This window comes from Pseudomonas sp. IT-P218 (genome assembly GCF_949767605.1).
GTDB classification, from domain to species: domain Bacteria; phylum Pseudomonadota; class Gammaproteobacteria; order Pseudomonadales; family Pseudomonadaceae; genus Aquipseudomonas; species Aquipseudomonas putida_AE.
Window position 1 is genome coordinate 510,641 of the sequence record NZ_CATKQQ010000011.1, and the last position, 24,230, is coordinate 534,870.

At 60.3% G+C, this 24,230-nt stretch carries 22 protein-coding genes; 15 read left to right on the forward strand and 7 right to left on the reverse strand.

Going from position 1 to position 24,230, the window contains the following annotated elements:
• Window positions 1–186 precede the first annotated feature (186 nt).
• Window positions 187–996, forward strand: a complete 810-nt coding sequence (gene tcdA / locus ACM6I6_RS09060) for a tRNA cyclic N6-threonylcarbamoyladenosine(37) synthase TcdA (protein WP_406591888.1) — start codon at window positions 187–189, stop codon at window positions 994–996.
• A gap of 69 nt (window positions 997–1,065) precedes the next feature.
• On the opposite strand, the gene ACM6I6_RS09065 is transcribed toward tcdA, so the two are convergent.
• The 4 genes from ACM6I6_RS09065 to ACM6I6_RS09080 all read right to left on the reverse strand — a co-directional run bounded on the left by ACM6I6_RS09065 (window position 1,066) and on the right by ACM6I6_RS09080 (window position 4,219).
• The gene (locus ACM6I6_RS09065) at window positions 1,066–1,473 is read right to left on the reverse strand and encodes a SufE family protein (protein WP_414919784.1); all 408 of its coding nucleotides are present in this window, start codon (window positions 1,471–1,473) and stop codon (window positions 1,066–1,068) included.
• Window positions 1,470–2,675, reverse strand: coding sequence for an aminotransferase class V-fold PLP-dependent enzyme (locus tag ACM6I6_RS09070; protein WP_414919785.1), 1,206 nt, complete (start codon window positions 2,673–2,675; stop codon window positions 1,470–1,472). Before ACM6I6_RS09070 ends, ACM6I6_RS09065 begins: the two co-directional genes overlap by 4 nt.
• Window positions 2,676–2,789: 114 nt before the next feature.
• Window positions 2,790–3,824 (reverse strand): 2,3,4,5-tetrahydropyridine-2,6-dicarboxylate N-succinyltransferase, encoded by a 1,035-nt coding sequence (gene dapD / locus ACM6I6_RS09075; protein ID WP_274077172.1) that lies wholly within the window; start codon window positions 3,822–3,824, stop codon window positions 2,790–2,792.
• Window positions 3,825–3,856: 32 nt separating this feature from the next.
• Window positions 3,857–4,219: an ArsC family reductase gene (locus ACM6I6_RS09080; RefSeq protein ID WP_046816507.1), complete on the reverse strand. Its 363-nt coding sequence runs from the start codon at window positions 4,217–4,219 to the stop codon at window positions 3,857–3,859.
• Window positions 4,220–4,500: 281 nt separating this feature from the next.
• On the opposite strand from ACM6I6_RS09080, the gene ACM6I6_RS09085 reads away from it, so the two are divergent.
• A complete protein-coding gene (locus tag ACM6I6_RS09085) occupies window positions 4,501–6,132 on the forward strand; it encodes a Na+/H+ antiporter (protein WP_274077171.1) in 1,632 nt (543 codons plus the stop codon).
• Between the two features lie 8 nt (window positions 6,133–6,140).
• Here the strand turns inward: ACM6I6_RS09085 and dapC are convergent, their stop codons facing one another.
• From dapC to map, 3 genes are all read right to left on the reverse strand, one after another.
• On the reverse strand, window positions 6,141–7,340 hold the full coding sequence (gene dapC / locus ACM6I6_RS09090; protein WP_077184460.1) for a succinyldiaminopimelate transaminase: 1,200 nt from the start codon (window positions 7,338–7,340) through the stop codon (window positions 6,141–6,143).
• A gap of 155 nt (window positions 7,341–7,495) precedes the next feature.
• Window positions 7,496–10,198: a [protein-PII] uridylyltransferase gene (locus ACM6I6_RS09095; RefSeq protein WP_274077170.1), complete on the reverse strand. Its 2,703-nt coding sequence runs from the start codon at window positions 10,196–10,198 to the stop codon at window positions 7,496–7,498.
• Window positions 10,199–10,239: 41 nt separating this feature from the next.
• A complete protein-coding gene (gene map, locus ACM6I6_RS09100) occupies window positions 10,240–11,022 on the reverse strand; it encodes a type I methionyl aminopeptidase (RefSeq protein WP_414919786.1) in 783 nt (260 codons plus the stop codon).
• Between the two features lie 372 nt (window positions 11,023–11,394).
• Between map and rpsB the strand changes: the two genes are divergently transcribed.
• The 13 genes from rpsB to lpxA all read left to right on the forward strand — a co-directional run bounded on the left by rpsB (window position 11,395) and on the right by lpxA (window position 24,230).
• Window positions 11,395–12,132, forward strand: a complete 738-nt coding sequence (gene rpsB, locus ACM6I6_RS09105) for a 30S ribosomal protein S2 (protein WP_003222119.1) — start codon at window positions 11,395–11,397, stop codon at window positions 12,130–12,132.
• 190 nt (window positions 12,133–12,322) lie between these two features.
• Window positions 12,323–13,186: a translation elongation factor Ts gene (gene tsf / locus ACM6I6_RS09110; RefSeq protein ID WP_274077169.1), complete on the forward strand. Its 864-nt coding sequence runs from the start codon at window positions 12,323–12,325 to the stop codon at window positions 13,184–13,186.
• 212 nt (window positions 13,187–13,398) lie between these two features.
• Window positions 13,399–14,142: a UMP kinase gene (pyrH, locus tag ACM6I6_RS09115; protein WP_003222124.1), complete on the forward strand. Its 744-nt coding sequence runs from the start codon at window positions 13,399–13,401 to the stop codon at window positions 14,140–14,142.
• The gene (gene frr, locus ACM6I6_RS09120) at window positions 14,139–14,696 is read left to right on the forward strand and encodes a ribosome recycling factor (RefSeq protein WP_274077168.1); all 558 of its coding nucleotides are present in this window, start codon (window positions 14,139–14,141) and stop codon (window positions 14,694–14,696) included. The genes pyrH and frr overlap by 4 nt, the downstream gene beginning before the upstream one ends.
• Window positions 14,697–14,709: 13 nt before the next feature.
• Complete coding sequence (gene uppS / locus ACM6I6_RS09125) at window positions 14,710–15,465, forward strand: polyprenyl diphosphate synthase (protein ID WP_008057310.1); 756 nt, start codon at window positions 14,710–14,712, stop codon at window positions 15,463–15,465.
• A complete protein-coding gene (locus ACM6I6_RS09130) occupies window positions 15,465–16,271 on the forward strand; it encodes a phosphatidate cytidylyltransferase (protein ID WP_274077167.1) in 807 nt (268 codons plus the stop codon). Before uppS ends, ACM6I6_RS09130 begins: the two co-directional genes overlap by 1 nt.
• Window positions 16,268–17,458, forward strand: a complete 1,191-nt coding sequence (gene ispC, locus ACM6I6_RS09135; RefSeq protein WP_274077166.1) for a 1-deoxy-D-xylulose-5-phosphate reductoisomerase — start codon at window positions 16,268–16,270, stop codon at window positions 17,456–17,458. The genes ACM6I6_RS09130 and ispC overlap by 4 nt, the downstream gene beginning before the upstream one ends.
• Before the next feature lie 41 nt (window positions 17,459–17,499).
• The gene (rseP, locus tag ACM6I6_RS09140) at window positions 17,500–18,852 is read left to right on the forward strand and encodes an RIP metalloprotease RseP (RefSeq protein ID WP_414919787.1); all 1,353 of its coding nucleotides are present in this window, start codon (window positions 17,500–17,502) and stop codon (window positions 18,850–18,852) included.
• A 72-nt stretch (window positions 18,853–18,924) separates the two neighbouring features.
• Entirely contained in the window at window positions 18,925–21,300 is a 2,376-nt protein-coding gene (bamA, locus tag ACM6I6_RS09145; RefSeq protein WP_274077164.1) for an outer membrane protein assembly factor BamA, read from the forward strand.
• A gap of 45 nt (window positions 21,301–21,345) precedes the next feature.
• Entirely contained in the window at window positions 21,346–21,849 is a 504-nt protein-coding gene (locus ACM6I6_RS09150) for an OmpH family outer membrane protein (protein WP_008057318.1), read from the forward strand.
• A gap of 3 nt (window positions 21,850–21,852) precedes the next feature.
• Window positions 21,853–22,908: a UDP-3-O-(3-hydroxymyristoyl)glucosamine N-acyltransferase gene (gene lpxD, locus ACM6I6_RS09155; RefSeq protein ID WP_274077163.1), complete on the forward strand. Its 1,056-nt coding sequence runs from the start codon at window positions 21,853–21,855 to the stop codon at window positions 22,906–22,908.
• 108 nt (window positions 22,909–23,016) lie between these two features.
• Window positions 23,017–23,457 carry a 3-hydroxyacyl-ACP dehydratase FabZ gene (fabZ, locus tag ACM6I6_RS09160; RefSeq protein ID WP_007978374.1) on the forward strand — a complete coding sequence of 147 codons (441 nt, stop codon included), beginning with the start codon at window positions 23,017–23,019 and terminating at the stop codon, window positions 23,455–23,457.
• Window positions 23,454–24,230 carry an acyl-ACP--UDP-N-acetylglucosamine O-acyltransferase gene (lpxA, locus tag ACM6I6_RS09165; RefSeq protein ID WP_274077162.1) on the forward strand — a complete coding sequence of 259 codons (777 nt, stop codon included), beginning with the start codon at window positions 23,454–23,456 and terminating at the stop codon, window positions 24,228–24,230. The genes fabZ and lpxA overlap by 4 nt, the downstream gene beginning before the upstream one ends.

Sequence of the window (24,230 nt, forward strand, 5' to 3'; positions counted from 1 at the left end):
AACGAAGGAACGGTCGGACCGCCGAGGGGCGCGCATCCTACACTGGGCATTCTCTGAACGTACAGCGGACAGGGAATTACCCGATATTGGGCAGTTTGATTTCGTTAAAGTTCTTTCAGTTTTTCATGTAACTGATTTTGTCTTCATATCGCCATATAATGCCCGCCGGTTTTTGGGGTTATGGTCATGAGTACAGAAGATCCGCGGTTTGCAGGCATCGCCCGTTTGTATGGCATCGAAGGCCTTGAGCGCTTGAAAGCGGCGCATGTGGCGATCGTCGGTGTCGGTGGCGTCGGCTCCTGGGCGGCGGAAGCCATGGCGCGTTGCGGTGTGGGCGAGATATCACTGTTCGATCTGGATGATGTTTGCGTGAGCAACGCCAACCGCCAGTTGCATGCGCTGGACAGCACCGTCGGCAAACCCAAGGTCGAGGTGATGGCCGAGCGCCTGCGCGGGATCAACCCGGACTGCACGGTGCACGCGGTGCCGGATTTCGTCACGCGCGAGACCATGGCCGAGTACATCACGCCGAACATCGACTGCGTGATCGACTGCATCGACAGCGTCAACGCCAAGGCGGCGCTGATCGCCTGGTGCAAGCGGCGCAAGATCCAGATCATCACCACCGGCGGTGCGGGCGGGCAGATCGACCCGACGCTGATCCAGGTCTGCGACCTCAACCGCACGTTCAATGACCCGCTGGCTTCGAAAGTACGCTCCACCTTGCGTCGCGACTATGGCTTCTCGCGCACCGTGACCCGTCATTACAGCGTGCCGTGCGTGTTCTCCACCGAACAACTGCGCTACCCGAAACCGGATGGCAGCATTTGTTTGCAGAAGAGTTTTGTCGGTGATGGGGTGAAGCTCGATTGTGCCGGCGGCTTTGGCGCGGTGATGATGGTGACGGCGACCTTCGGCATGGTCGCGGCGACCAAGGCGGTGGACAAGATTGTGGCGGGTGTAAGGCGGCCGGCGGAGCGGGTCAAACCCCTGTAGGAGCTGCCGCAGGCTGCGATCTGTTGATCTTGAAAATCAAGATCAACAGATCGCAGCCTGCGGCAGCTCCTACACGTCGCTTAGGCTCCGCATCCGCTGGAGAACAGCATTCAAGCCGTTACTGCGCGACTGCGACAACTGCCGCCCCAGTCCCAACTGATTGAACCACTCCGGCAAATCCACCTGCCGCAACTCGACCGCTGACAAGCCGTTGACCCGCGCCAGCAGCAATGCCACCAAACCGCGAATCAACCGCGCATCGCTGTTGGCGCTGAACTGCCAATGACCGCCCTGCAACTCGCCCACCAGCCACACCTGGCTTTCACAGCCGTGCACCCGGTTGCCGTCGCACATCTGCGCATCGCTCAGGGCGGGCAGACGCTCGCCCCATTGCATCAGCAAACGCGCACGCTGTTCCCAGCCAGCGGCAGCCTGAAAAGTTGCGAGTGCAGTCACGGCATCGGCGGGCAAGCTCATCGCAGCAACTCCAGCGCCTGGTCCAGCGCTTCAAAGAACCGTTGAAGATCCTCGGAATCGTTGTACAACGCCAACGACACCCGAATCGCCCCGGACAGCTCAAGACTTTTGAGCAATGGCATGGCGCAGTGATGACCGGCGCGCACGGCGATGCCCTGTTCGGTCAGCAAGTGCGCCAGATCCGAGTTATGCACACCTTCGACGGTAAAACTGGCCAGTGCCACCTGCGGTTTGCCTAGCAACCGGATGCCGTTGCGTGACTCAAGGCCTTTCAACAGACAGGCATGCAGCGCCGCTTCATGGGCCGAGACCGCGTCCTGGTCGAGGCCGGCGAGGTAATCCAGGGTTGCCCCCAGCCCGATGACACTGGAAATCGGCGGCGTTCCGGCCTCGAAACCCAGCGGGGCAGGGCGAAAGCGCGCGCTGAGGTAATCCGCGTCCAGCACCATTTCGCCGCCGAACTGCCAATGGCGCAGTTGCTTGAGCGCCTCATTGCGCCCGAACAGAACGCCCAGGCCATCGGGGCCGTAGAGCTTGTGGCTGGAAAATACATAGAAGTCGCAGCCCAACGCCTGCACGTCATGGCGGCTATGGACCACGCCCTGGGCGCCGTCGATCACGGTCAAGGCGTTGTGTGCCTTGGCCAGCGCCAGCAGCGCGGGTAACGGTTGCCAGGCGCCAATAACGTTGGACAACTGACTGACGGCCAGCAGACGTGTGCGAGGGCCGATCATGGGTGCGGCGGCTTCAAGGTCGATCACACCGTCGGCATCCAGCGGCAGGATCACCAGCTTCAGGTCGCGACGGTGCGCCAGTTGCTGCCACGGCAGCAGGTTGGCGTGGTGTTCCAGGGCGCTGATGACAATCTCGTCGCCTGGATTGAAAAGAGGTTCCAGGCCATAGGCCAGGAGGTTCAGCGCGCTAGTCGCGCCGTGGGTAAAGACAATTTGACCGCTGTCGCCGGCATTCAGCCAATGGGCGGTTTTGCGCCGACTGTCCTCGAACGCCTGGGTGGCATGGGCGCCGGGCAGGTGTTGCGCCCGATGCACGTTGGCCGCGCCGTTGGCGTAGTAATGCGCCAGGGCATCGAGCAGGGCTTGCGGTTTTTGGGTGGTGGCGGCGTTGTCCAGATAGGTCTGGCCTTGCCGTTGCAGGGCGGCGATGGCCGGAAAGTCGGCACGCCAGGGAGAGAGAATCATCATGCTATCGGGCCCTGGTGAACATGGGCGGGGTGTACGCCTGACCATTATGGGTTCGATTCTGCTCACGATGGCGGTTTCGAGGACGCCATCGCGAGCAGGCTCGCTCCCACAGGCTTAGTTGTGAGCGTGCAGCGCTTCGTTCAGTTCGATGGCCGATTTGTGGGTTTTGCATTCCACGGCACCGGTTTCCGAATTGCGGCGGAACAGCAGGTCGGCCTGGCCGGCCAGTTCCCGGGCCTTCACGACCTTGACCAGCTTGTTGTTCTCGTCCAGCAGCGCCACTTTGGTACCGGCGGTCACGTACAGGCCCGATTCAACGGTGTTGCGATCGCCCAACGGGATGCCGATACCGGCGTTGGCGCCGATCAGGCAGCCTTCGCCCACCTTGATCACGATGTTGCCGCCGCCAGACAGGGTGCCCATGGTCGAGCAACCGCCGCCCAGGTCCGAGCCCTTGCCGACGAATACGCCAGCGGAAACGCGGCCTTCGATCATGCCCGGGCCTTCGGTGCCGGCGTTGAAGTTGATGAAGCCTTCGTGCATCACGGTGGTGCCTTCGCCCACATAGGCGCCCAGGCGCAGGCGCGCGGCGTCAGCGATACGCACGCCGGCCGGTACCACGTAGTCGGTCATTTTCGGGAACTTGTCCACCGAGAACACTTCCAGCAGCTCGCCGCGCAGGCGGGCTTCGAGTTGGTGCTCGGCCAGTTCGGCCAGGTCAATCGCGCCCTGGCTGGTCCAGGCTACGTTCGGCAGCAGCGGGAACACGCCCGCCAGGTTCAGGCCGTGGGGCTTGACCAGGCGATGGGACAGCAGGTGCAGCTTGAGGTAGGCCTCAGGCGTGGAGGTCAGTTGTGCGTCTTCAGCCAGGATGGTGGCGACCAGCGGCTTGTGGCTCTCTGCCAGACGGGTCAGCAGGGCGGCCTGGGCAGCGTCGACGCCTTTCACCGCTTCAGCCAGCTGCGAAGCTTGCGCGGTGGTGAAGGTGATGGCCTGGTTGCCTTCGCTGTAGCCCAGGATCGGCGCGATGGCAGCAACCAGTTCGGCCGAAGGGTTGAGCAGTGGCTGTGCGTAGAACACTTCCAGCCACGCGCCTTGGCGGTTTTGAGTGCCGACACCAAAGGCCAGGCTGAACAGGGTAGTGGACATGTTGATACCTCTAACAAATTGGAACGGGCTGCTTACTTGAGCGCGGCCGCGTAGATATCTGGCTTGAAGCCAATCAGGGTTCGGTCACCGAGATCGAGCACCGGGCGCTTGATCATCGAAGGTTGTGCGAGCATCAGTTCGATGGCTTTCGGCTGGTCGAGATCGGCTTTGCGTTCGTCGTCGAGCTTGCGAAAGGTCGTGCCTGCACGGTTCAACACCACTTCCCAGCCGTGCTCGTTGCACCATTGGGTCAGGTGTTCACGGTCGATACCGACCGCTTTGTAATCATGGAAGTCATAGCTGACAGCGTGTTCATCGAGCCAGGTGCGCGCCTTTTTCATGGTGTCGCAAGCCTTGATGCCGAAAAGGTGCAACGTTTTACTTGAAACGGTCAAGGAATCGCCCCCTTTACAGGTGTCGGAAATAAAAGGTGTCGGATTATGCCATGGCCGGACGGTTTCGCGGCGCTTGAGGTCGATTTCCCACTGCAAAACCTGTGGGAGCCAGCCTGCTGGCGATAGCGTCGGATCTGTCGGCATCAGTATTGAATTTGGCGCCGCCATCGCCAGCAGGCTGGCTCCCACACGGGGGCTGCGACATAGGTACAACGGTCAGACGTATCCTAAGCGGCTAATATGGCAGTTCAACGCTGTCGATCGTCTGAGATTTCCGTTTTATGCAAACCGCCTACACCGTCCTGATCCTGTTGATGCTGGTAGGCGTTTCGCGCTTGCTCGGGCGGGTGATCCCGCTGCCACTGCCGTTGGTACAAATTGCCGCGGGCGCCTTGCTGGCCTGGCCGACCCTCGGCCTGCATGTGGCGTTGGACCCTGAATTGTTTCTGTTCCTGTTCCTGCCGCCTTTGTTGTTTTCCGACGGTTGGCGCATGCCCAAGCGTGAATTCTGGCAACTACGTGGCCCGATCCTGACTCTGGCGGTAGGGTTGGTGCTGTTTACCGTGGTCGGCGCCGGGTATTTCATTCACTGGTTGCTGCCGACTATCCCGCTTCCGGTAGCCTTTGCCTTGGCCGCAGTGCTGTCGCCCACGGACGCCGTGGCGGTCTCGGCGATCTCGCAGAATCGCTTGCCCACGCCCTTGATGCACATCCTGCAGGGCGAGGCCTTGATGAACGATGCCTCGGGTCTGGTGACGTTCAAGTTCGCCCTTGTGGCGGCAGTGACCGGGGCGTTCTCGCTGGCCAACGCCAGTGTCACCTTCGTCTTGGTGGCGGTGGGTGGCCTGGCCATCGGCGTGGCATTGAGCTGGTTGGTGGGGCGCCTGCGCTCATGGATGATCGCCCGTGGCTGGGATGACCCGGCCACCCACGTCGTCTTCATGTTGTTGCTGCCGTTTGCCGCTTACGTGCTGGCCGAGCGCGTGGGGGCGTCGGGCATCCTGTCGGCGGTCGCGGCGGGGATGATGCAGAGCTGGCTCGATCTGCTGCCGCGCCAGACCAACACGCGGCTGCTCAATCGCAGCGTCTGGTCATTGCTCGAGTTCGCCTTCAATGGCCTGATCTTCCTGCTGCTGGGCTTGCAGTTGCCGGACATCGTCAAGGCCGTGGCCAGCCATGAAACCTCGCTGTGGCCGACGCTGTTGTATCGATGCTTCGATGTGCTGGCGATTTTCCTGGTGTTGCTGGTGCTGCGGTTCGTCTGGGTGCAAAGCATCTGGCGCCTGTCCATTGTGCTGCGGCGCTGGCGTGGCAAGGATGAGATCACCCGGGTGCCGAGCGCGCGCTCCTGCTGGTTGCTGACCGTCGGTGGCGTGCGCGGGGCGGTGACGCTGGCGGGTGTGTTGTCGGTGCCGATGCTCATGGGGGGCGACGCATTTCCCGAGCGCGACCTGCTGATCTTCATCGCCGCCGGGGTGATTCTGCTGTCGTTGATCGCCGCGTGCATTGCCTTGCCGTTGCTGCTGCGCGGCATCGAGAAAAGCCCGGACGACAAGCGCCGCAATGAAGTGCGCGATGCCTGGCGCAAAACCGCCGAAGCGGCGATCCATGCCCTCGAAACCGAAGAGGTCAACCCACAGGACGCTGCTCAAGCGGCGCTGGCGGCAGAGCTCAAGGCGCGGATCATGTCCGAATATCGGCATCAGCTGGAGGTGTTCAATGACTCGGCCGAAGCCCAGGCACTGGCGTTCCAGATGGATTTGCTGGAGCGGCGTTTGCGCTTGAAGGCGCTGCGGGCGCAGCGCCTGGAGCTGTACAGCCTCAGTCGTCATCACCAGATCGGCGATGACGTGTTGCGTGAGGTGTTGGGTGAGCTGGATCTGAGTGAAGCCAAGCTCGGCCAGGTGAAATAACCCCGCGGTTATTTGCGGCGCTGGATGAAGTCGCGGATACGTTGCGCAGCCTCGACACACTCGGCCAACGGCGCAACCAGCGCCATGCGCACACGGCCGGCACCCGGATTGACGCCATCGACATCCCGCGACAGGTAGGAGCCCGGCACCACGGTCACGTGCTCCTGCTCGAACAGGTCGCGGCAGAAGGCTGCGTCGTCACCGGCCACATTCGGCCACAGATAAAAACCGCCGTCCGGGCGTTGCACGTCCAGCACCGGGCTGAGGATTTCCAGCACGGCGTCATACTTTTCGCGATACAGCGCACGGTTGGCGCGTACGTGCACTTCGTCGTTCCACGCGGCGACGCTGGCCAGTTGGGTTTGAACCGGCATCGCGCAGCCGTGGTAGGTGCGATAGAGCAGGAAGCCCTTGAGGATATCCGCGTCACCGGCCACGAAGCCAGAACGCAGGCCCGGCAGGTTGGAGCGCTTGGAGAGGCTGTGGAAGACCACGCAACGCTTGAAGTCCTTGCGACCCAATTCCACGCAGGCGCTGAGCAGCCCGGCCGGCGGGGTCTGTTCGTCGAAATACAGCTCGCTGTAGCACTCGTCCGCAGCGATCACGAAGTCGTGTTCGTCAGCCAGGGCGATCAGCTTCTTCAGGGTCTCGACCGGAATCAGAGCGCCGGTCGGGTTACCCGGCGAGCACAGGAACAGGATCTGGCAGCGTTTCCAGATGTCCGGGGAAACGGCATCGAAATCCGGGTTGAAGCCGTTTTCGTCCAGGCACGGCAGGTAGTGCGGCTTGGCCCCGGCGAGGAACGCGGCGCCTTCGTAGATCTGATAGAAGGGGTTCGGGCTGACCACCAGCGCATCGTCGCCACGATTGACCACGGTCTGGGTGAAGGCGAACAGCGCTTCGCGGGTACCGTTGACCGGCAGCACGTTGCGCGCCGGGTCGATCCAGCCGTTCGGCACGCCGAAGCGACGCTCGCACCAGGCGCCGATGGCTTCGCGCAGGGCCGGGATGCCGAGGGTGGTCGGGTACACGGCCATCTGATCCAGGTTGCTGGCCAGGGCCTCGGCGACGAAGCTTGGCGAGCGGTGCTTGGGTTCGCCGATCGACAGCGCGATAGGGCGCTTGTCGGGGTTGGGCGTGACGCTGCCGAGCAGGGCGCGGAGCTTTTCGAACGGGTAGGGCTGGAGCTGGGTCAGGGCGTTGTTCATCGGTAGATCTCGTTCGGTGTGGCGGCTGGCCGGCCCTTTGTAGGAGCTGGCTTGCCAGCGATGGTCGTTAACGATGACGCGTTTTTACAGGGTAAACGCGGCGCCTATTAGTCCATCGCTGGCAAGCCAGCTCCTACAGGGGGCGGTTTTTTGATTCAGATACTGATGCGCGACAATTTGATATCGGGTTCCTGGTTAACACTCAACTGCTCGACGATTGCGTCTTGTAACCGACTGCACAACAACGGGTCGGACAACGGCTGGTTGTTCGCGTCGGTAATGAAGAACACGTCTTCCACGCGCTCGCCGAGGGTGGCGATCTTGGCGTTTTGCAGCGACAGGTCGAACTCCAGGAAAATCGTGCCGACCCGTGCCAGCAGGCCAGGGCGGTCAGGGGCGGTCAGTTCCAGGACGGTCACCGGACGCTGGGCGTCATTGTGGATCGTCACCTGTGGCGCAAAGGCGAAATGCTTGAGCTGGCGCGGCACTCGGCGCTGGATGATGGTCGGGTAGTCGTCCGGGTTGCGCAGGGCTTCGGCCAGGCCGTCACGGATCTGCTTGACCCGCGCCGGATTATCGCCGATCGAGTCGCCGTCGGTGTCGAGCACAATGTAGGTGTCGAGGGTGAACTGGCTGCTGGAGGTGATGACCCGCGCGTCATGGATGTTCAGGTTGAGCTGGTCCATCGCGGCCACGGTCACGGCGAAGAAGTCGTGCTGGTCCGGTGCGTAGATGAAGATCTGCGTGCCGCCCTCGAACTCGCGTTGGGTGGTTTCCTTGATCAGCACCAGCGGCCCGCCGTCGGCCGGCTGCTGGAGGATCGCATCGCTGTGCCAGGCGACGTCGCCGGCGGTGTGGCGCAGGAAATAGTCGTCACCCAATTGCGCCCACAACTGCTCGACGTCGTCCGGGTCGGTGCCGCCCCGCACGAGGATGTCCAGCGCGGCGCTCTGGGTCTGGCGGATCTGTTCTTCGCGGTCCACCGGGTTTTCCAGGCCACGACGCAGGGCGCGCTTGGTCTCGGTGTAGAGCTGGCGCAGCAGGCTGGCCCGCCAGGAATTCCACAGGGTCGGGTTGGTGGCGTTGATGTCGGCGACCGTCAGCACGTACAGGTAGTCGAGGCGGGTTTCATCGCCCACGGCCAAGGCGAAATCATGGATCACCTGCGGGTCGGACAAATCCTTGCGCTGGGCCGTGGTCGACATCACCAGATGGTTTTGCACCAGCCAGACGATCAGGCGGCTGTCCCACACCGGCAGTTGATGGCGTTGGCAGAAGGCGGCGGCGTCCACCGCGCCGATCTCCGAGTGATCGCCATGCCGGCCCTTGCCGATGTCGTGATACAGCCCGGCGAGGTAGATCAGTTCAGGCTTGGGCAGCTTGGCCATGAGCTTGCTGGCCAGCGGGAATTTTTCCGAAACCTGGGTGTACTGCAACTTACGCAGGTGCTTGATCAGGTTCAGGGTGTGGGCGTCGACCGTGTAGATGTGGAACAGGTCGTGCTGCATCTGACCGACGATGAAACCGAACTCCGGCAGATAACGCCCGAGAATGCCGTAACGGTTCATCCGGCGCAGGTTGCGGTGGATGCCGATCTTGCATTTGAACAGCTCGATGAACAGGCTGGTGTTGCGAATGTCGTTGCGGAAGTTGTCGTCGATCAGGTGGCGATTTTCGCGCAGCAGACGAATGGTGTCGGCGCGTACGCCCTTGATTTCCGGTTGCTGGGCCATCAGCACGAAGATCTCGAGCATGGCGAACGGCGTGCGGCGGAACACATTGTCGTTACGCGCCTCGATGTAGCCGTCGTGCAGCTGGAAGCGCGAGTTGACCGGCTGTGGCGGCGCTGCATCCTCCGGTGCGAGGATGACTTCCTCGAAGTGCTGGATGATCAGGTCGCTGAGCTGGGCAATGCTCATGACCACGCGGAAATACTGCTGCATGAAGTTCTCGACGGCCTGCTTGGCGTCGTCCCCTTCAAAGCCCAGCAGCCCGGCAATGGTGCGCTGGTGATCAAACAGCAGGCGGTCTTCGGCGCGCCCGGCGAGCATGTGCAGGGCGTAGCGGACCTTCCACAGGAACTCCTGGGAGGAGGCCAGCAAGGCGTTTTCGCTTTCGACCAGGAAACCTTCGCCGGCCAGTGCCCGCAGGTTCAAGGTGCCGTACTCGCGACGGGCCACCCACAGAATCGTCTGGATATCCCGCAGGCCGCCGGGCGAGCCCTTGACGTTGGGTTCCAGGTTGTATTCGGTGTCGTTGTACTTGTGGTGACGGGCTTTCTGCTCGGCGCGCTTGGCCAGGAAGAAGTCCTTGCTCGGCCACATGTGCGCGGTGCTGGTGACATCCAGCATGCGCTGGCGCAAGTGCTCCGGGCCGCAGATGGTGCGGCTTTCCATCAGGTTGGTGACGACTGTCAGGTCGGCGCGGGCTTCGATGGCGCACTCCTCGACCGACCGAACGCTCTGGCCGACTTCCAGGCCGATGTCCCACAGCAGGGTCAGGAAGCGCTCGATGGAATCGCGGAAAACCTCGTGGTCGGCGCTGTCGAGCAGGATCAACAGGTCGATGTCGGAGTAGGGGTGCAGCTCGCCACGACCGTAGCCGCCGACCGCGACCAGCGCGATGTCGGCGTCCTCACTCCAGTCGAACTGCTCCCAGGCCTTTTGCAGGAGGTTATCGACGAACCAGGCACGGTCCTCGATCAATCGGCGAATGTCCCGGCCGCTGCGAAAGCGTCCGTCGAGCACTTCGCGCGCCTGGCGGATCGCCTTCTTGAAGGCCGCGATCGGGCTGGCCTTCAGGGCCAGTTCAGCCTGGAACTGGCCACGATCGAAGAGTTCGGGATCCACCTGCGGCATTGATTGGCTTTCCTTTCTATAGGCTGGGTTCGGTGAGCGGATCAGGCCGAAACGCGGGGGATGGTGTCATCGCTGCGCAGGGTGAAGATCTCGTAACCGGTCTCGGTCACCAGCAGGGTGTGTTCCCACTGTGCCGACAGCTTGCGGTCCTTGGTGATCGCGGTCCAGCCATCGCCCAGCACCTTGGTGTCGGCCTTGCCCTGGTTGATCATCGGCTCGATGGTGAAGGTCATGCCGGCCTTCAGTTCCATGCCGGTACCGGCACGGCCGTAGTGCAGGATCTGCGGCTCTTCATGGAACACCTTGCCGATGCCGTGGCCGCAGAACTCACGAACCACCGAAAAACCGTTTTTCTCGGCGTGCTTCTGGATGATTTCACCGATGTCGCCCAGGCGGCAGCCGGGCTTGACGATCTCGATCGCCTTGTACATGCATTCCTGGGTCACTTGCGACAGGCGCTCGGCCCAGACCGGCACGCTGCCGACGTGGAACATGCGGCTGGTGTCGCCGTGGTAGCCATCCTTGATCACGGTGACGTCGATGTTCAGGGTGTCGCCATCCTTGAGCGGCTTGTCGTTCGGGATGCCGTGGCAGACCACATGGTTGATCGAGGTGCAGATCGACTTGGGATAGCCCTTGTAGTTCAGCGGGGCAGGGATGGCCTTCTGCTCGTTGACGATATAGTCGTGGCAGATCTGGTTCAGTTGATCGGTGGTAACGCCCGGTTTGACATGTTCAGCAATCATTTCCAGCACATCGGCGGCCAGTTTGCCGGCGACGCGCATTTTTGCGATGTCCTCGGGGGTTTTGAGGGTGACGGTCATACAGGCTCTCTCTGCGCTCGATGGCGCTTTCTTGACGAAAAGGGCGTTGCGCGATCGATCTTCGCAGCCCTGAAAAACGCGATTCTAACAGACGATCAGCGCAAATCCGCGGCTCAGTGCATCGCTTCTCCTTATAGAATGGTGCATTCTGGGCGGATTCCAAGGGCTGGCGATGTGCGTTCGCCCCGATTTGAGAATCCGGGTTCCGTTTTTTCCATCCTTGTGGTATAAAATGCGCCGCTTTCCGGGGATGCCCCGAAAAGCCTAAATCCACACACGTGTCGACACGATGACCTGGGTGCCGCAAGCGAAATGCTGGTGGTTGGTCATTGGGATACGTGGAGGCCAAACCCGACTTATTAAGGAACTATCATGTCCCAAGTCAACATGCGCGATATGCTGAAGGCCGGTGTGCACTTCGGTCACCAGACCCGTTACTGGAACCCGAAAATGGGTAAATACATTTTCGGCGCGCGTAACAAGATCCACATCATCAACCTTGAAAAAACCCTGCCAATGTTCAACGAAGCTCTGACTTTCGTAGAGCGTCTGGCCCAGGGCAAAAACAAGATTCTGTTCGTCGGCACCAAGCGTTCCGCTGGCAAGATCGTTGCTGAAGAAGCAGCACGTTGCGGTTCGCCGTACGTCGATCACCGCTGGTTGGGCGGCATGCTGACCAACTTCAAGACCATCCGTGCTTCCATCAAGCGTCTGCGTGACCTTGAAGTACAAGCCGAAGACGGTACTTTCGCCAAGCTGACCAAGAAAGAAGCGCTGATGCGCTCCCGTGACCTGGAAAAGCTGGATCGTTCCCTGGGTGGTATCAAGGACATGGGCGGTCTGCCAGACGCTCTGTTCGTTATCGACGTTGATCACGAGCGCATCGCGATCACCGAAGCCAACAAGCTGGGCATCCCGGTTATCGGCGTAGTCGATACCAACAGCAGCCCGGAAGGCGTTGACTACATCATCCCAGGCAACGATGACGCAATCCGCGCTATCCAGCTGTACATGGGTTCGATGGCTGACGCTGTGATCCGTGGTCGCAACAACGTTGCCGGCGGCACCGTAGAGTTCGCAGCTGAAGAAACTCAGGCTGCAGCTGAGTAATTGACGCCCTGGCGTTGACTCAGTAAGCAAAAAGGGGGCTTGGCCCCCTTTTTGCCACCTCGAAAACCATTTGTCGGCGCCCACTGCTCTATCTGTAACGTGCGGCAGCTAACAAGGGTGGTTCGGGAAGAATTGAACGCCCGTTCGATCGGGTGGAATGGTTGATAACCTATCCAAGAGGAATTTTGAAATGGCAGAGATTACTGCAGCGTTGGTCAAAGAACTGCGCGAGCGTACTGGCGAAGGCATGATGGACTGCAAAAAGGCCTTGACCAAGGCCGGCGGCGACATCGAGAAAGCCATTGATGACATGCGTGCTTCGGGCGCCATCAAGGCTGCCAAGAAAGCGGGCAACGTTGCCGCTGAAGGCGCCATCGCCATCAAGGCTGACGACAAGTCCGCCGTACTGCTGGAAGTGAACTCGCAGACCGACTTCCTGGCACTGCAAGACGACTTCAAGAACTTCGTTGCTGCCAGCGTAGAAAAAGCATTCGACGAAAAACTGACCGACGCAGCTCCGCTGATCGCCGCTCAGGAATCGGCTCGTGAAGCCCTGGTGGCCAAAGTTGGCGAAAACGTCAACATCCGTCGCCTGGTTCGCGTTGAAGGTGACGTGGTCGGTACTTACCTGCACGGTAACAAGATCGGTGTTGCTGTTGTTCTCAAGGGCGGTGATGTTCAGCTGGCCAAAGAGATCGCCATGCACGTGGCGGCAAGCAACCCTGAGTTCCTGCTGCCATCGCAGGTTTCGCCAGAAGCCATCGAGCGTGAAAAGGGCGTTTTCCTGTCCTTGAACGAAGACAAGATGAAAGGCAAGCCAGCTGAAATCGTCGAGAAGATGATTGCCGGCCGTATCACCAAGTTCCTGGCCGAAGCCAGCCTGGTTGAGCAAGCTTTCGTGATGAACCCGGAAGTCACCGTAGGTGCCCTGGCCAAGAAAGCCGGCGCTGAAATCGTTTCCTTCACCTACTTCAAAGTGGGCGAAGGCATCGAGAAGCCAGTTGACAACTTCGCTGAAGAAGTTGCCGCACAACTGGCTGCCGCCAAGCAATAAGACGGTTTTTTTAACTGTCGCCCTGAAGAGGCTGCCCGCTCACGCGCGCAGCCTCTTTTCAGATGGGTTGCCAATTTTTAATTGGCTTCCACTTGGAACTGGCTTACAAAGCCATGTTCCGATGGCGCTGAAGCAGCGTCACGCTAGAGTGAACGCCAGCTGAAAAACAGCTCGCAAAGAATTTTTAAAATACGCCGCAGGAGAGATTCGCAATGGCTCAGCAGGGCAGTGGTTATCAGGCTCGCTATAAACGCATTCTACTCAAGCTTAGCGGCGAGGCCCTGATGGGCTCGGAAGAGTTCGGGATCGACCCGAAGGTTCTGGATCGCATGGCGCTGGAAGTCGGCCAGCTGGTCGGCATCGGTGTCCAGGTCGGCCTGGTGATCGGCGGCGGCAACCTGTTCCGCGGCGAAGCGCTGAGCAAGGCCGGCATGGACCGGGTCACAGGCGACCACATGGGCATGCTGGCCACTGTGATGAACGCCCTGGCCATGCGCGACGCGCTGGAACGTGCCAATATCTCGGCCATCGTGATGTCGGCCATCTCCATGGTTGGCGTGACCGATCACTACGATCGCCGCAAGGCCATGCGCCACCTGAACTCCAAGGACGTGGTGATTTTCGCGGCCGGCACCGGTAATCCGTTCTTCACCACGGATTCCGCGGCTTGCCTGCGTGCAATCGAAATCGATGCCGATGTCGTGCTCAAGGCAACCAAGGTCGATGGCGTCTACACCGCTGACCCATTCAAAGACCCGCATGCCGAGAAGTTCGATCATCTGACCTACGATGAAGTACTGGATCGCAAGCTGGGCGTGATGGATCTGACGGCCATTTGCCTGTGCCGCGACCACAAGATGCCGTTGCGCGTCTTTAACATGAACAAGCCCGGCGCCCTGCTGAATATCGTCCATGGTGGCGCTGAAGGGACCCTGATCGAGGAAGGCCAACAATGATCAACGAAATCAAGAAAGACGCTCAAGAGCGCATGCAGAAGTCCGTGGAATCGCTGGCGCACAACTTCGGTCGGATCCGTACCGGCCAGGCGCACCCAAGCATTCTGGAAGGTGTGATGGTTCCGTATTACGGCGCCGATACCCCGATCAAGCAAGTGGCGAACATCACCGTCAAGGACGCCCGTACCCTGCAAGTGGTTGCCTTCGAGCGCAACATGCTCGGTGCCGTCGACAAGGCCATCGGCAGTGCAGGTCTGAACCTGAACCCGACCAACCTGGGTGAGTTGCTGCTGATCTCCATGCCGGCCCTGACCGAGGAAACCCGCAAGGGCTTCACCAAGCAGGCGCGTGATGTAGCTGAAGATGCCCGCGTTGCCGTGCGCAACATCCGTCGCGATGCCAACAGCTCGCTGAAGGATCTGGTCAAGGAAAAGGAAATCAGCGAAGACGAAGAGCGTCGCGCAACTGGCGAAATCGATGATCTGACCAAGAAGTACGTGGCTCAAATCGACGCGAACCTGGCGCAGAAAGAAAAAGACCTGATGGCCGTATAAGGGTCGCGTGTTCATGGAAAAGACCAAGCAGGTTGCACCTTCCGCGGTGCCGCGCCATGTCGCGATCATCATGGATGGTAATAATCGCTGGGCGAAAAAACGCTTTATGCCGGGTGTCGCCGGGCATAAAGCGGGTGTGGATGCGGTGCGTGCAGTCATTGAGGTGTGCGCCGAGGCAGGGGTCGAAGTATTGACCCTGTTCGCGTTCTCCAGCGAGAACTGGCAGCGCCCGGCCGATGAAGTCAGTGCCTTGATGGATCTGTTCTTCAAGGCATTGCGTCGTGAGGCCAAGCGCCTCAACGACAACAACATCAGCTTGCGCATCATTGGCGACCGCTCGCGCTTCCACCCGGAGCTCCAGGCGGCCATGCGTGAAGCCGAGGCCATGACGGCCGGCGCCAATCGCTTCGTCCTGCAGATCGCCGCCAACTACGGCGGTCAGTGGGATATCGCCCAAGCCGCACAGCGTCTGGCGCGTGAAGTCCAGGCCGGGCATCTGCGGCCGGAAGACATTACCCCGGAACTGCTGCAAACCTGCCTGGCCACCGGCGACCTGCCGTTGCCGGACTTGTGCATCCGTACCGGTGGCGAGCATCGCATCAGTAACTTCCTGCTGTGGCAGCTGGCTTACGCCGAGTTGTACTTCTCCGACCTGTTCTGGCCGGACTTCAAACACGATGCCATGCGCAATGCGCTGGCCGATTTCGCATCTCGCCAGCGCCGCTTCGGTAAAACGAGCGAGCAGGTCGAGGCTGGAGCCCGGGTTTAATGCTTAAACAACGAATCATCACCGCGCTGATCCTGCTGCCGATTGCCCTGGGTGGGTTTTTTCTGCTGGAGGGTTCCGCTTTTGCGCTGTTCATCGGCCTGGTCGTAACCCTGGGCGCCTGGGAATGGGCGCGCCTGGCCGGTTTCGCTGCGCAAGCGTTTCGTGCCGGCTATGCCGCCGTCGTCGCCTTGATGCTGTTCGTCATGTACATCCTGCCCGGCCTGGCGCCCTGGGTGTTGGGGGCTTCGGTGCTCTGGTGGGCGCTGGCGACCTACCTGGTGCTGACCTACCCGCGCTCCAGTGAGCATTGGGCGAGCGCCGCCTGCAAGCTGCTGATCGGCCTGTTGATCCTGTTGCCGGCCTGGCAAGGCCTGGTGCAGATCAAGCAGTACCCGCTGGGCAACTGGTTGATCATGGCGGTGATGGTGCTGGTCTGGGGCGCGGATATCGGTGCCTATTTCTCCGGACGTGCGTTTGGCAAGCGCAAGCTGGCGCCGCAGGTCAGCCCGGGCAAAAGCTGGGAAGGCGTGTACGGCGGCCTTGCCCTGAGCCTGGTGATCACCACCCTGGTTGCCCTGGTGCGCGACTGGACGGTGGCTGAATTGTTCAAGGGGCTGATCGGCGCCGCGCTGATCGTGTTCGTCTCGGTGGTGGGTGATCTCACCGAAAGCATGTTCAAGCGCCAGTCCGGGATCAAGGACAGCAGCAACCTGCTGCCGGGGCATGGCGGCGTGCTGGATCGCATCGACAGTCTGACCGCGGCGATCCCGGTATTTGCCGTACTGTTGTGGATGGCTGCACCATGAGCCGTCCTCAGCAGATTACCGTCCTCGGGGCGACCGGCTCGATCGGTCTGAGCACCCTGGATGTCATCGCCCGCCACCCTGAGCGCTACCAGGTCTTCGCCTTGAGCGGTTTCACTCGCCTGAGCGAGCTGCTGGCGCTGTGCGTGCGTCACGCCCCGCGGTTTGCCGTGGTGCCTGAGGCCGCTGCTGCCCGCGGCTTGCAGGATGACCTGCGCGCTGCCGGTCTTGCCACTCGCGTGCTGGTGGGGGAGGAGGGGTTGTGCCAGGTGGCTGCCGACCCTGAGGTCGATGCGGTCATGGCGGCCATCGTCGGCGCCGCAGGCCTGCGCCCGACCCTGGCGGCCGTCGAGGCCGGCAAGAAGATCCTCCTGGCCAACAAGGAGGCGCTGGTCATGTCCGGCGCCTTGTTCATGCAGGCCGTGCGCAAAAGCGGCTCGGTATTGCTGCCGATCGACAGTGAGCACAACGCGATTTTCCAATGCATGCCCCGGGATTTTGCCCGTGGCCTGGAACCGGTCGGCGTACGCCGGATCCTGCTGACCGCCTCTGGCGGTCCGTTCCGGCAGACGCCCATGGCCGAGCTGGCGCATGTTTCACCCGAGCAGGCCTGTGCCCACCCTAACTGGTCCATGGGGCGCAAGATCTCGGTCGATTCGGCCAGCATGATGAATAAAGGGCTTGAACTGATCGAGGCCTGCTGGCTGTTCGATGCCAAGCCGTCCCAGGTTGAAGTAGTGATCCACCCACAAAGCGTGATTCATTCGCTGGTCGACTACATCGATGGTTCGGTATTGGCCCAGTTGGGTAACCCGGACATGCGCACGCCGATCGCCAACGCGCTGGCCTGGCCGGAGCGAATCGACTCGGGCGTGCCGCCGCTGGACCTGTTTGCCGTCGCGCGCCTGGACTTCCAGGCCCCGGACGAAGATCGATTCCCGTGCCTGCGACTGGCGCGCCAGGCAGCCGAGGCGGGTAACAGCGCTCCGGCGATGTTGAATGCGGCAAATGAAGTCGCTGTCGCGGCCTTTCTCGACGGACGGGTTCGTTACCTGGAAATCGCGAGTATCATCGAGGAAGTCCTCAATCTCGAACCTGTGGTTGCAGTGAATGATCTTGAGGCGGTGTTCACGGCGGATGCCAAGGCGCGTTTGCTGGCTGAACAATGGTTGAGTCGTCAAGGGCGGTAAGTGCTGCGATGCAGGACTGGATAGGAATGCGGAGAAAATAGATGAGCGCGCTCTATATGATTGTCGGCACCCTGGTCGCTTTGGGCGTGCTGGTTACCTTCCACGAGTTCGGCCATTTCTGGGTCGCGCGTCGCTGTGGGGTCAAGGTGCTGCGTTTCTCCGTGGGCTTCGGCATGCCGCTGCTGCGCTGGCACGACAAGAAGGGTACCGAATTCGTGGTGGCTGCCATTCCATTGGGTGGCTACGTGAAGATGCTCGACGAGCGTGAAGGCGAAGTGCCGGCCGATCAGCTCGAGCAATCCTTCAACCGCAAATCCGTGCGCCAGCGCATTGCCATCGTTGCAGCGGGACCGATTGCCAACTTCCTGTTGGCGATGGTGTTTTTCTGGGCATTGGCGATGCTTGGCACCGAGCAGGTCCGCCCGGTCATCGGCGCTGTCGAGTCCGGTAGCCTGGCGGCCAAGGCGGGCCTGAACGCAGGCCAGGAAATCGTTACCATCGACGGCGAGCCCACTTCCGGCTGGGCTGCGGTCAATCTGCAGCTGGTCCGTCGCCTGGGTGAAAGCGGTTCCCTGCAGCTGCTGGTTCGCGAGCAGGGCACTACAGTGGATTCGCCGCGCGAGCTGGTGTTGGACAACTGGCTCAAAGGTGCCGATGAACCGGATCCGATTCGTTCCCTGGGGATTCGCCCGTGGCGCCCGGCATTGCCGCCCGTCCTGGCTGAACTGGATTCCAAAGGCCCGGCCCAGGCCGCCGGCCTGAAGACCGGTGACCGCCTGTTGGCGCTCGATGGCAAGGCCGTGGATGACTGGCAGCAGGTCGTCGATATCGTTCGTATGCATCCTGATACCAAAATCATGCTGCGGGTGGAGCGTGACGGTGCTCAAATCGACGTTCCTGTGATGTTGGCTGCCCGCGGCGAAAAAAAGGCACCCAGTGGTTACCTGGGGGCAGGGGTAAAAGCTGTCGATTGGCCACCAGAGATGATTCGCGAAGTCAGTTACGGGCCGTTGGCAGCCGTGGGGGAAGGGGCTCGACGCACCTGGACGATGAGCGTGCTGACCCTCGATTCGCTGAAGAAAATGTTGTTCGGCGAGCTCTCGGTAAAAAACTTGAGTGGACCGATAACCATTGCTAAAGTGGCGGGCGCTTCGGCCCAGTCGGGTGTCGCTGATTTCCTGAATTTCCTTGCTTATCTGAGTATTAGCCTGGGGGTTCTGAATTTGCTGCCCATTCCTGTGCTGGATGGGGGGCATTTGTTGTTTTATCTGATCGAGTGGGCGCGTGGTCGTCCCTTGTCGGATCGGGTGCAAGGTTGGGGGATACAGATCGGCATCAGTTTGGTGATCGGGGTGATGTTGCTTGCTCTGGTTAATGATCTGGGTCGACTGTAACGCTTCGCTGAATTGCGAATCTGCCGCATTTTGCGGCAGTTTTTATTGCCAGTTGGAATAAGAAAGGACTTCATGAAACGTCTGCTGCTAACTGCGGTTCTCACCGTATTGATGATCGCCGAAGTTCACGCCGAGTCCTTCACTATCTCTGATATTCGCGTCAATGGCCTCCAGCGGGTCTCCGCGGGTAGCGTCTTTGGTGCTTTGCCGTTGAACGTCGGTGAACAGGCGGATGATCGACGCCTGGTGGAATCCACTCGTGCGCTGTTCAAAACCGGGTTCTTTCAAGATATCCAACTGGGCCGCGATGGCAACGTCCTGGTTATCACGGTAGTCGAGCGTCCGTCGGTTGCCAGTATCGAGATCGAAGGCAACAAGGCGATCTCCACCGAAGACCTGATGAAGGGTCTCAAGCAATCCGGCCTGGCCGAAGGCGAGATCTTCCAGCGCGCCACCCTCGAAGGCGTACGTAACGAACTGCAGCGCCAGTACGTCGCCCAGGGTCGCTACTCGGCTACCGTCGACACTGAAGTGATCCCGCAGCCGCGCAACCGCGTCGGCTTGAAGGTCAACATCAACGAAGGCACCGTTGCCGCTATCCAGCACATCAACGTGGTAGGCAACACGGTCTTCCCTGATGAAGACCTGATCGACCTGTTCGAACTCAAGACCACCAACTGGCTGTCGTTCTTCAAGAACGATGACAAGTACGCCCGTGAAAAACTCTCCGGTGACCTGGAGCGCCTGCGTTCCTACTACCTGGACCGCGGCTACATCAACATGGACATCGCTTCGACCCAGGTGTCCATCACGCCGGACAAGAAGCACGTCTACATCACCGTCAACATCAACGAAGGTGACAAGTACACCGTTCGTGACGTGAAGCTCAGCGGCGACCTGAAAGTCCCTGAAGACCAGGTCAAGTCCCTGCTGCTGGTACAGAAAGGCCAGGTGTTCTCGCGCAAGCTGATGACCACCACGTCTGAACTGATCACTCGACGCCTGGGTAACGAGGGCTACACCTTCGCCAACGTCAATGGCGTGCCTCAGCCCCACGATGACGACCACACGGTAGACATCACCTTCGCTGTCGATCCAGGCAAGCGTGCCTACGTGAACCGCATCAACTTCCGTGGCAACACCAAGTCCGAAGACGAAGTGCTGCGTCGCGAAATGCGCCAGATGGAAGGCGGCTGGGCCTCGACCTACCTGATCGACCAATCCAAGACCCGTCTGGAGCGACTGGGCTTCTTCAAGGAAGTCAACGTTGAAACCCCGGCTGTACCGGGTGTCGATGACCAGGTTGACGTCAACTACAGCGTTGAAGAGCAGGCGTCCGGTTCGATTACCGCCAGCGTCGGCTTCGCCCAGAGTGCGGGCCTGATCCTCGGTGGTTCGATCACCCAGAACAACTTCCTCGGCACCGGTAACAAGGTCAGCCTCGGCTTGACCCGCAGCGAATACCAGAGCCGCTACAACTTCGGTTACGTTGACCCCTACTGGACTGCCGATGGCGTCAGCCTGGGCTACAACGCGTTCTACCGTACGACTGACTACGATGACCTCGACGTCGACGTAGCCAGCTATGCCGTGGACAGCCTGGGTGCCGGCGTGAGCGTCGGTTACCCGATCAGCGAGACTTCGCGCCTGACCTTCGGCCTGACGGCCCAGCAGGACGAGATCAAGACCGGTGTGTATACCGTCGACGAGATCTTCGATTTCGTTAACAAGGAAGGCGACAAGTACCTGAACTTCAAGGCTTCGGCCGGTTGGTCCGAGTCCACCCTGAACAAGGGCGTACTGGCGACCCGTGGTCATTCCCAGAGCCTCGTGCTGGAATCCACGGTTCCAGGCAGCGACCTGTCGTTCTTCAAGCTCGACTACCGTGGCCAGTTGTTCCAGCCACTGAGCGACAACTACACCATGCGCCTGCATACCGAACTGGGTTATGGCGATGGTTACGGTTCGACCGATGGCTTGCCATTCTATGAAAACTACTATGCTGGTGGTTTCAACTCGGTTCGTGGCTTCAAGGACAGCACCCTGGGTCCTCGCAGTACACCAAGTACCGGCAAGAACCCTGGCACTGCGCTCGACCCGGACCAGGATCCGCTGCCGTTCGGTGGTAACGTCCTGATCCAGGGTGGTGTTGAAGTCCTGTTCCCGCTGCCGTTCGTCAAGGACCAGCGTTCCCTGCGTACCTCGGTATTCTGGGATGTGGGTAACGTATTCGACTCATCGTGCTCTGATTCCACCAACGCTGATGGCACGAAGTCCAACACCAAGTGCAACGACATCAGTCTGAGCAATATGGCCAGTTCCGTCGGTGTGGGTGTGACCTGGGTCACCGCACTGGGTCCTCTGAGTTTCGCATTGGCCATGCCAGTCAAGAAACCGGATGACGCTGAAACTCAAGTGTTCCAATTCTCCCTCGGTCAGACGTTCTAAGCGTCTGCCCCAAGATAACGACAATGGATTTTGTAGGAGTGCATCGTGCGTAAGTTGACTCAATTGGTTCTCCTGGCTTCCGTACTGGTTGCAGGTCCGGCATTTGCCGACATGAAAATCGCCGTTCTGAACTATCAGATGGCTCTGCTGGAATCCGATGCGGCCAAGAAATACGCCGTGGATGCCGAGAAGAAATTCGGTCCTCAGCTGAGCAAGCTCAAGACGCTGGAAAGCAGCGCCAAGGGTATCCAGGATCGCCTGATGGCCGGTGGCGACAAAATGCAGCAAGGCGAGCGTGAGCGTCTGGAGCTTGAATTCAAGCAAAAGGCCCGTGACTTCCAGTTCCAGTCCAAGGAACTGAACGAAGCCAAAGCCGTTGCCGACCGTGAAATGCTGAAGCAGCTCAAGCCGAAACTGGACAGTGCTGTGGAAGAAGTCATCAAGAAAGGTGCTTTTGACCTGGTCTTCGAGCGTGGTGCAGTGATTGATGTCAAACCTCAGTACGACATCACGCGCCAGGTTATCGAGCGCATGAATCAGCTGAAGTAATCCATGACAGTGACCATTAAGCTCGGCCAGCTGGCCGAGTTCCTCGGCGCCACGCTACGTGGCGACCCGGAGAAAGCAATTACTGGGCTAGCCACCTTGCAGGAGGCTGGCCCAGCTCAGTTGAGCTTTCTCGCAAACCCCCAATACCGCAAATACCTGGCAGGCAGTCAGGCGGCAGCGTTGTTGCTCAAGGCCGCTGACGCCGAAGGTTTTGCCGGGGATTGCCTGGTGGTGCCCGATCCTTACGCTGCTTACGCGCGTATTTCCCACCTGTTCGATCCCAAGCCCAAGGCGGCAGCCGGTATTCATCCGACGGCAGTGATTGCCGCGGATGCGGTGGTCGATCCGGCGGCGAGTATCGGTGCATTTGCGGTGATTGAAAGCGGGGCGCATATTGCTGCCGGTACGACCATTGGTGCGCACTGCTTCATCGGCGCCCGCAGCGTCGTTGGCGAAGGCGGCTGGCTGGCACCGCGCGTCACGCTGTATCACGACGTACGCGTCGGCAAGCGGGTGGTGATCCAGTCCGGTGCGGTGCTTGGCGGCGAAGGCTTCGGCTTTGCCAACGAGAAAGGCATCTGGCAGAAAATTGCCCAGATCGGTGGTGTCCTGGTCGGCGATGACGTGGAAATCGGCGTGAACACCGCCATTGACCGTGGTGCGCTGGCCGATACCGTCATTGGCAATGGTGTGAAACTCGACAACCAGATCCAGATCGCCCACAACGTTCAGGTCGGTGATCACACCGCCATGGCGGCCTGCGTGGGGATCTCCGGCAGCACTAAAATCGGCAAGCATTGCATGCTCGCCGGTGGCGTAGGGCTGGTGGGGCATATCGATATTTGCGACAACGTTTTCATCACCGGCATGACCATGGTGACCCACTCGATCACCGAGCCGGGTGCCTATTCTTCCGGAACGGCGATGCAGCCAGCCGCCGAGTGGCGCAAAAGCGCGGCCCGTATTCGTCAGCTCGATGACATCGCGCGGCGTCTGCGACAGCTGGAAAAGCAAACTGGGGACGTGACCCCTGGCGGTAATGCTTCATCAGATGGCTGATACCATTTCCATATCAAGTGTGCACAGCCGCTAGACTGCGTCCTTGATTTGCTAGAGGAGTGTGCATCAGTCGCGCGCTCCCAATCTTTACATAGGCTTCCCCCCGAAATGATGGACATCAACGAGATTCGCGAATACCTGCCTCACCGTTACCCGTTCCTGCTGGTGGACCGGGTAGTGGAGCTGGATGTTGAAGGCAAGCGCATTCGCGCCTACAAGAATGTCAGCATCAACGAACCCTTCTTCAATGGTCACTTTCCTGCGCATCCAATCATGCCGGGCGTACTGATCATCGAAGCCATGGCTCAGGCTGCAGGGATCCTTGGTTTCAAAATGCTCGACGTGAAACCCGCCGACGGCACCCTTTATTACTTCGTCGGCTCCGACAAGCTGCGCTTCCGCCAGCCTGTACTGCCGGGCGACCAGCTGATCCTGGAAGCCAAGTTCATCAGCTGCAAGCGGCAGATCTGGAAGTTCGAGTGCCAGGCTTCGGTCGATGGCAAGCCGGTCTGCTCCGCTGAAATCATCTGCGCGGAACGCAAACTATGAGTTTGATCGACCCTCGCGCAATCATCGATCCGACGGCCGTCCTGGCTGACGGTGTCGAGGTCGGCCCGTGGTCGATCATCGGCGCAGGTGTGGAAATCGGCGAGGGGACCGTGATCGGGCCGCATGTGATTCTCAAGGGCCCGACCCGAATCGGTAAGCACAACCGTATCTACCAGTTTTCCTCGGTAGGTGAGGACACGCCCGATCTGAAATACAAAGGCGAGGAAACCCGCCTGGTGATGGGTGACCACAACGTCATCCGCGAAGGTGTGACGATTCACCGTGGGACCATTCAGGACCGTTCGGAAACCACCCTGGGCGATCACAACCTGATCATGGCCTACGCCCACATCGGTCACGACAGTGTCATCGGCAACCACTGCATCCTGGTCAACAACACGGCGCTGGCCGGCCACGTGCACGTGGAAGACTGGGCGATCCTGTCCGGTTTTACCCTGGTTCACCAGTATTGCCACATCGGTGCCCACAGCTTTTCCGGCATGGGTACGGCGATTGGCAAGGACGTCCCGGCCTATGTCACGGTGTTCGGCAACCCGGCCGAAGCCCGCAGCATGAACTTCGAAGGCATGCGCCGTCGCGGTTTCAGCGAAGACGCGATCCACGCCCTGCGTCGTGCCTACAAGGTGGTCTATCGCCAGGGCTTGACGGTTGAGCAGGCGCTCGCCGAACTGGCCGAATCCTCTGCCCAGTTCCCGGAAGTGGCGGTGTTCCGCGACTCCATACAGTCCTCGACCCGCGGCATCACCCGCTAA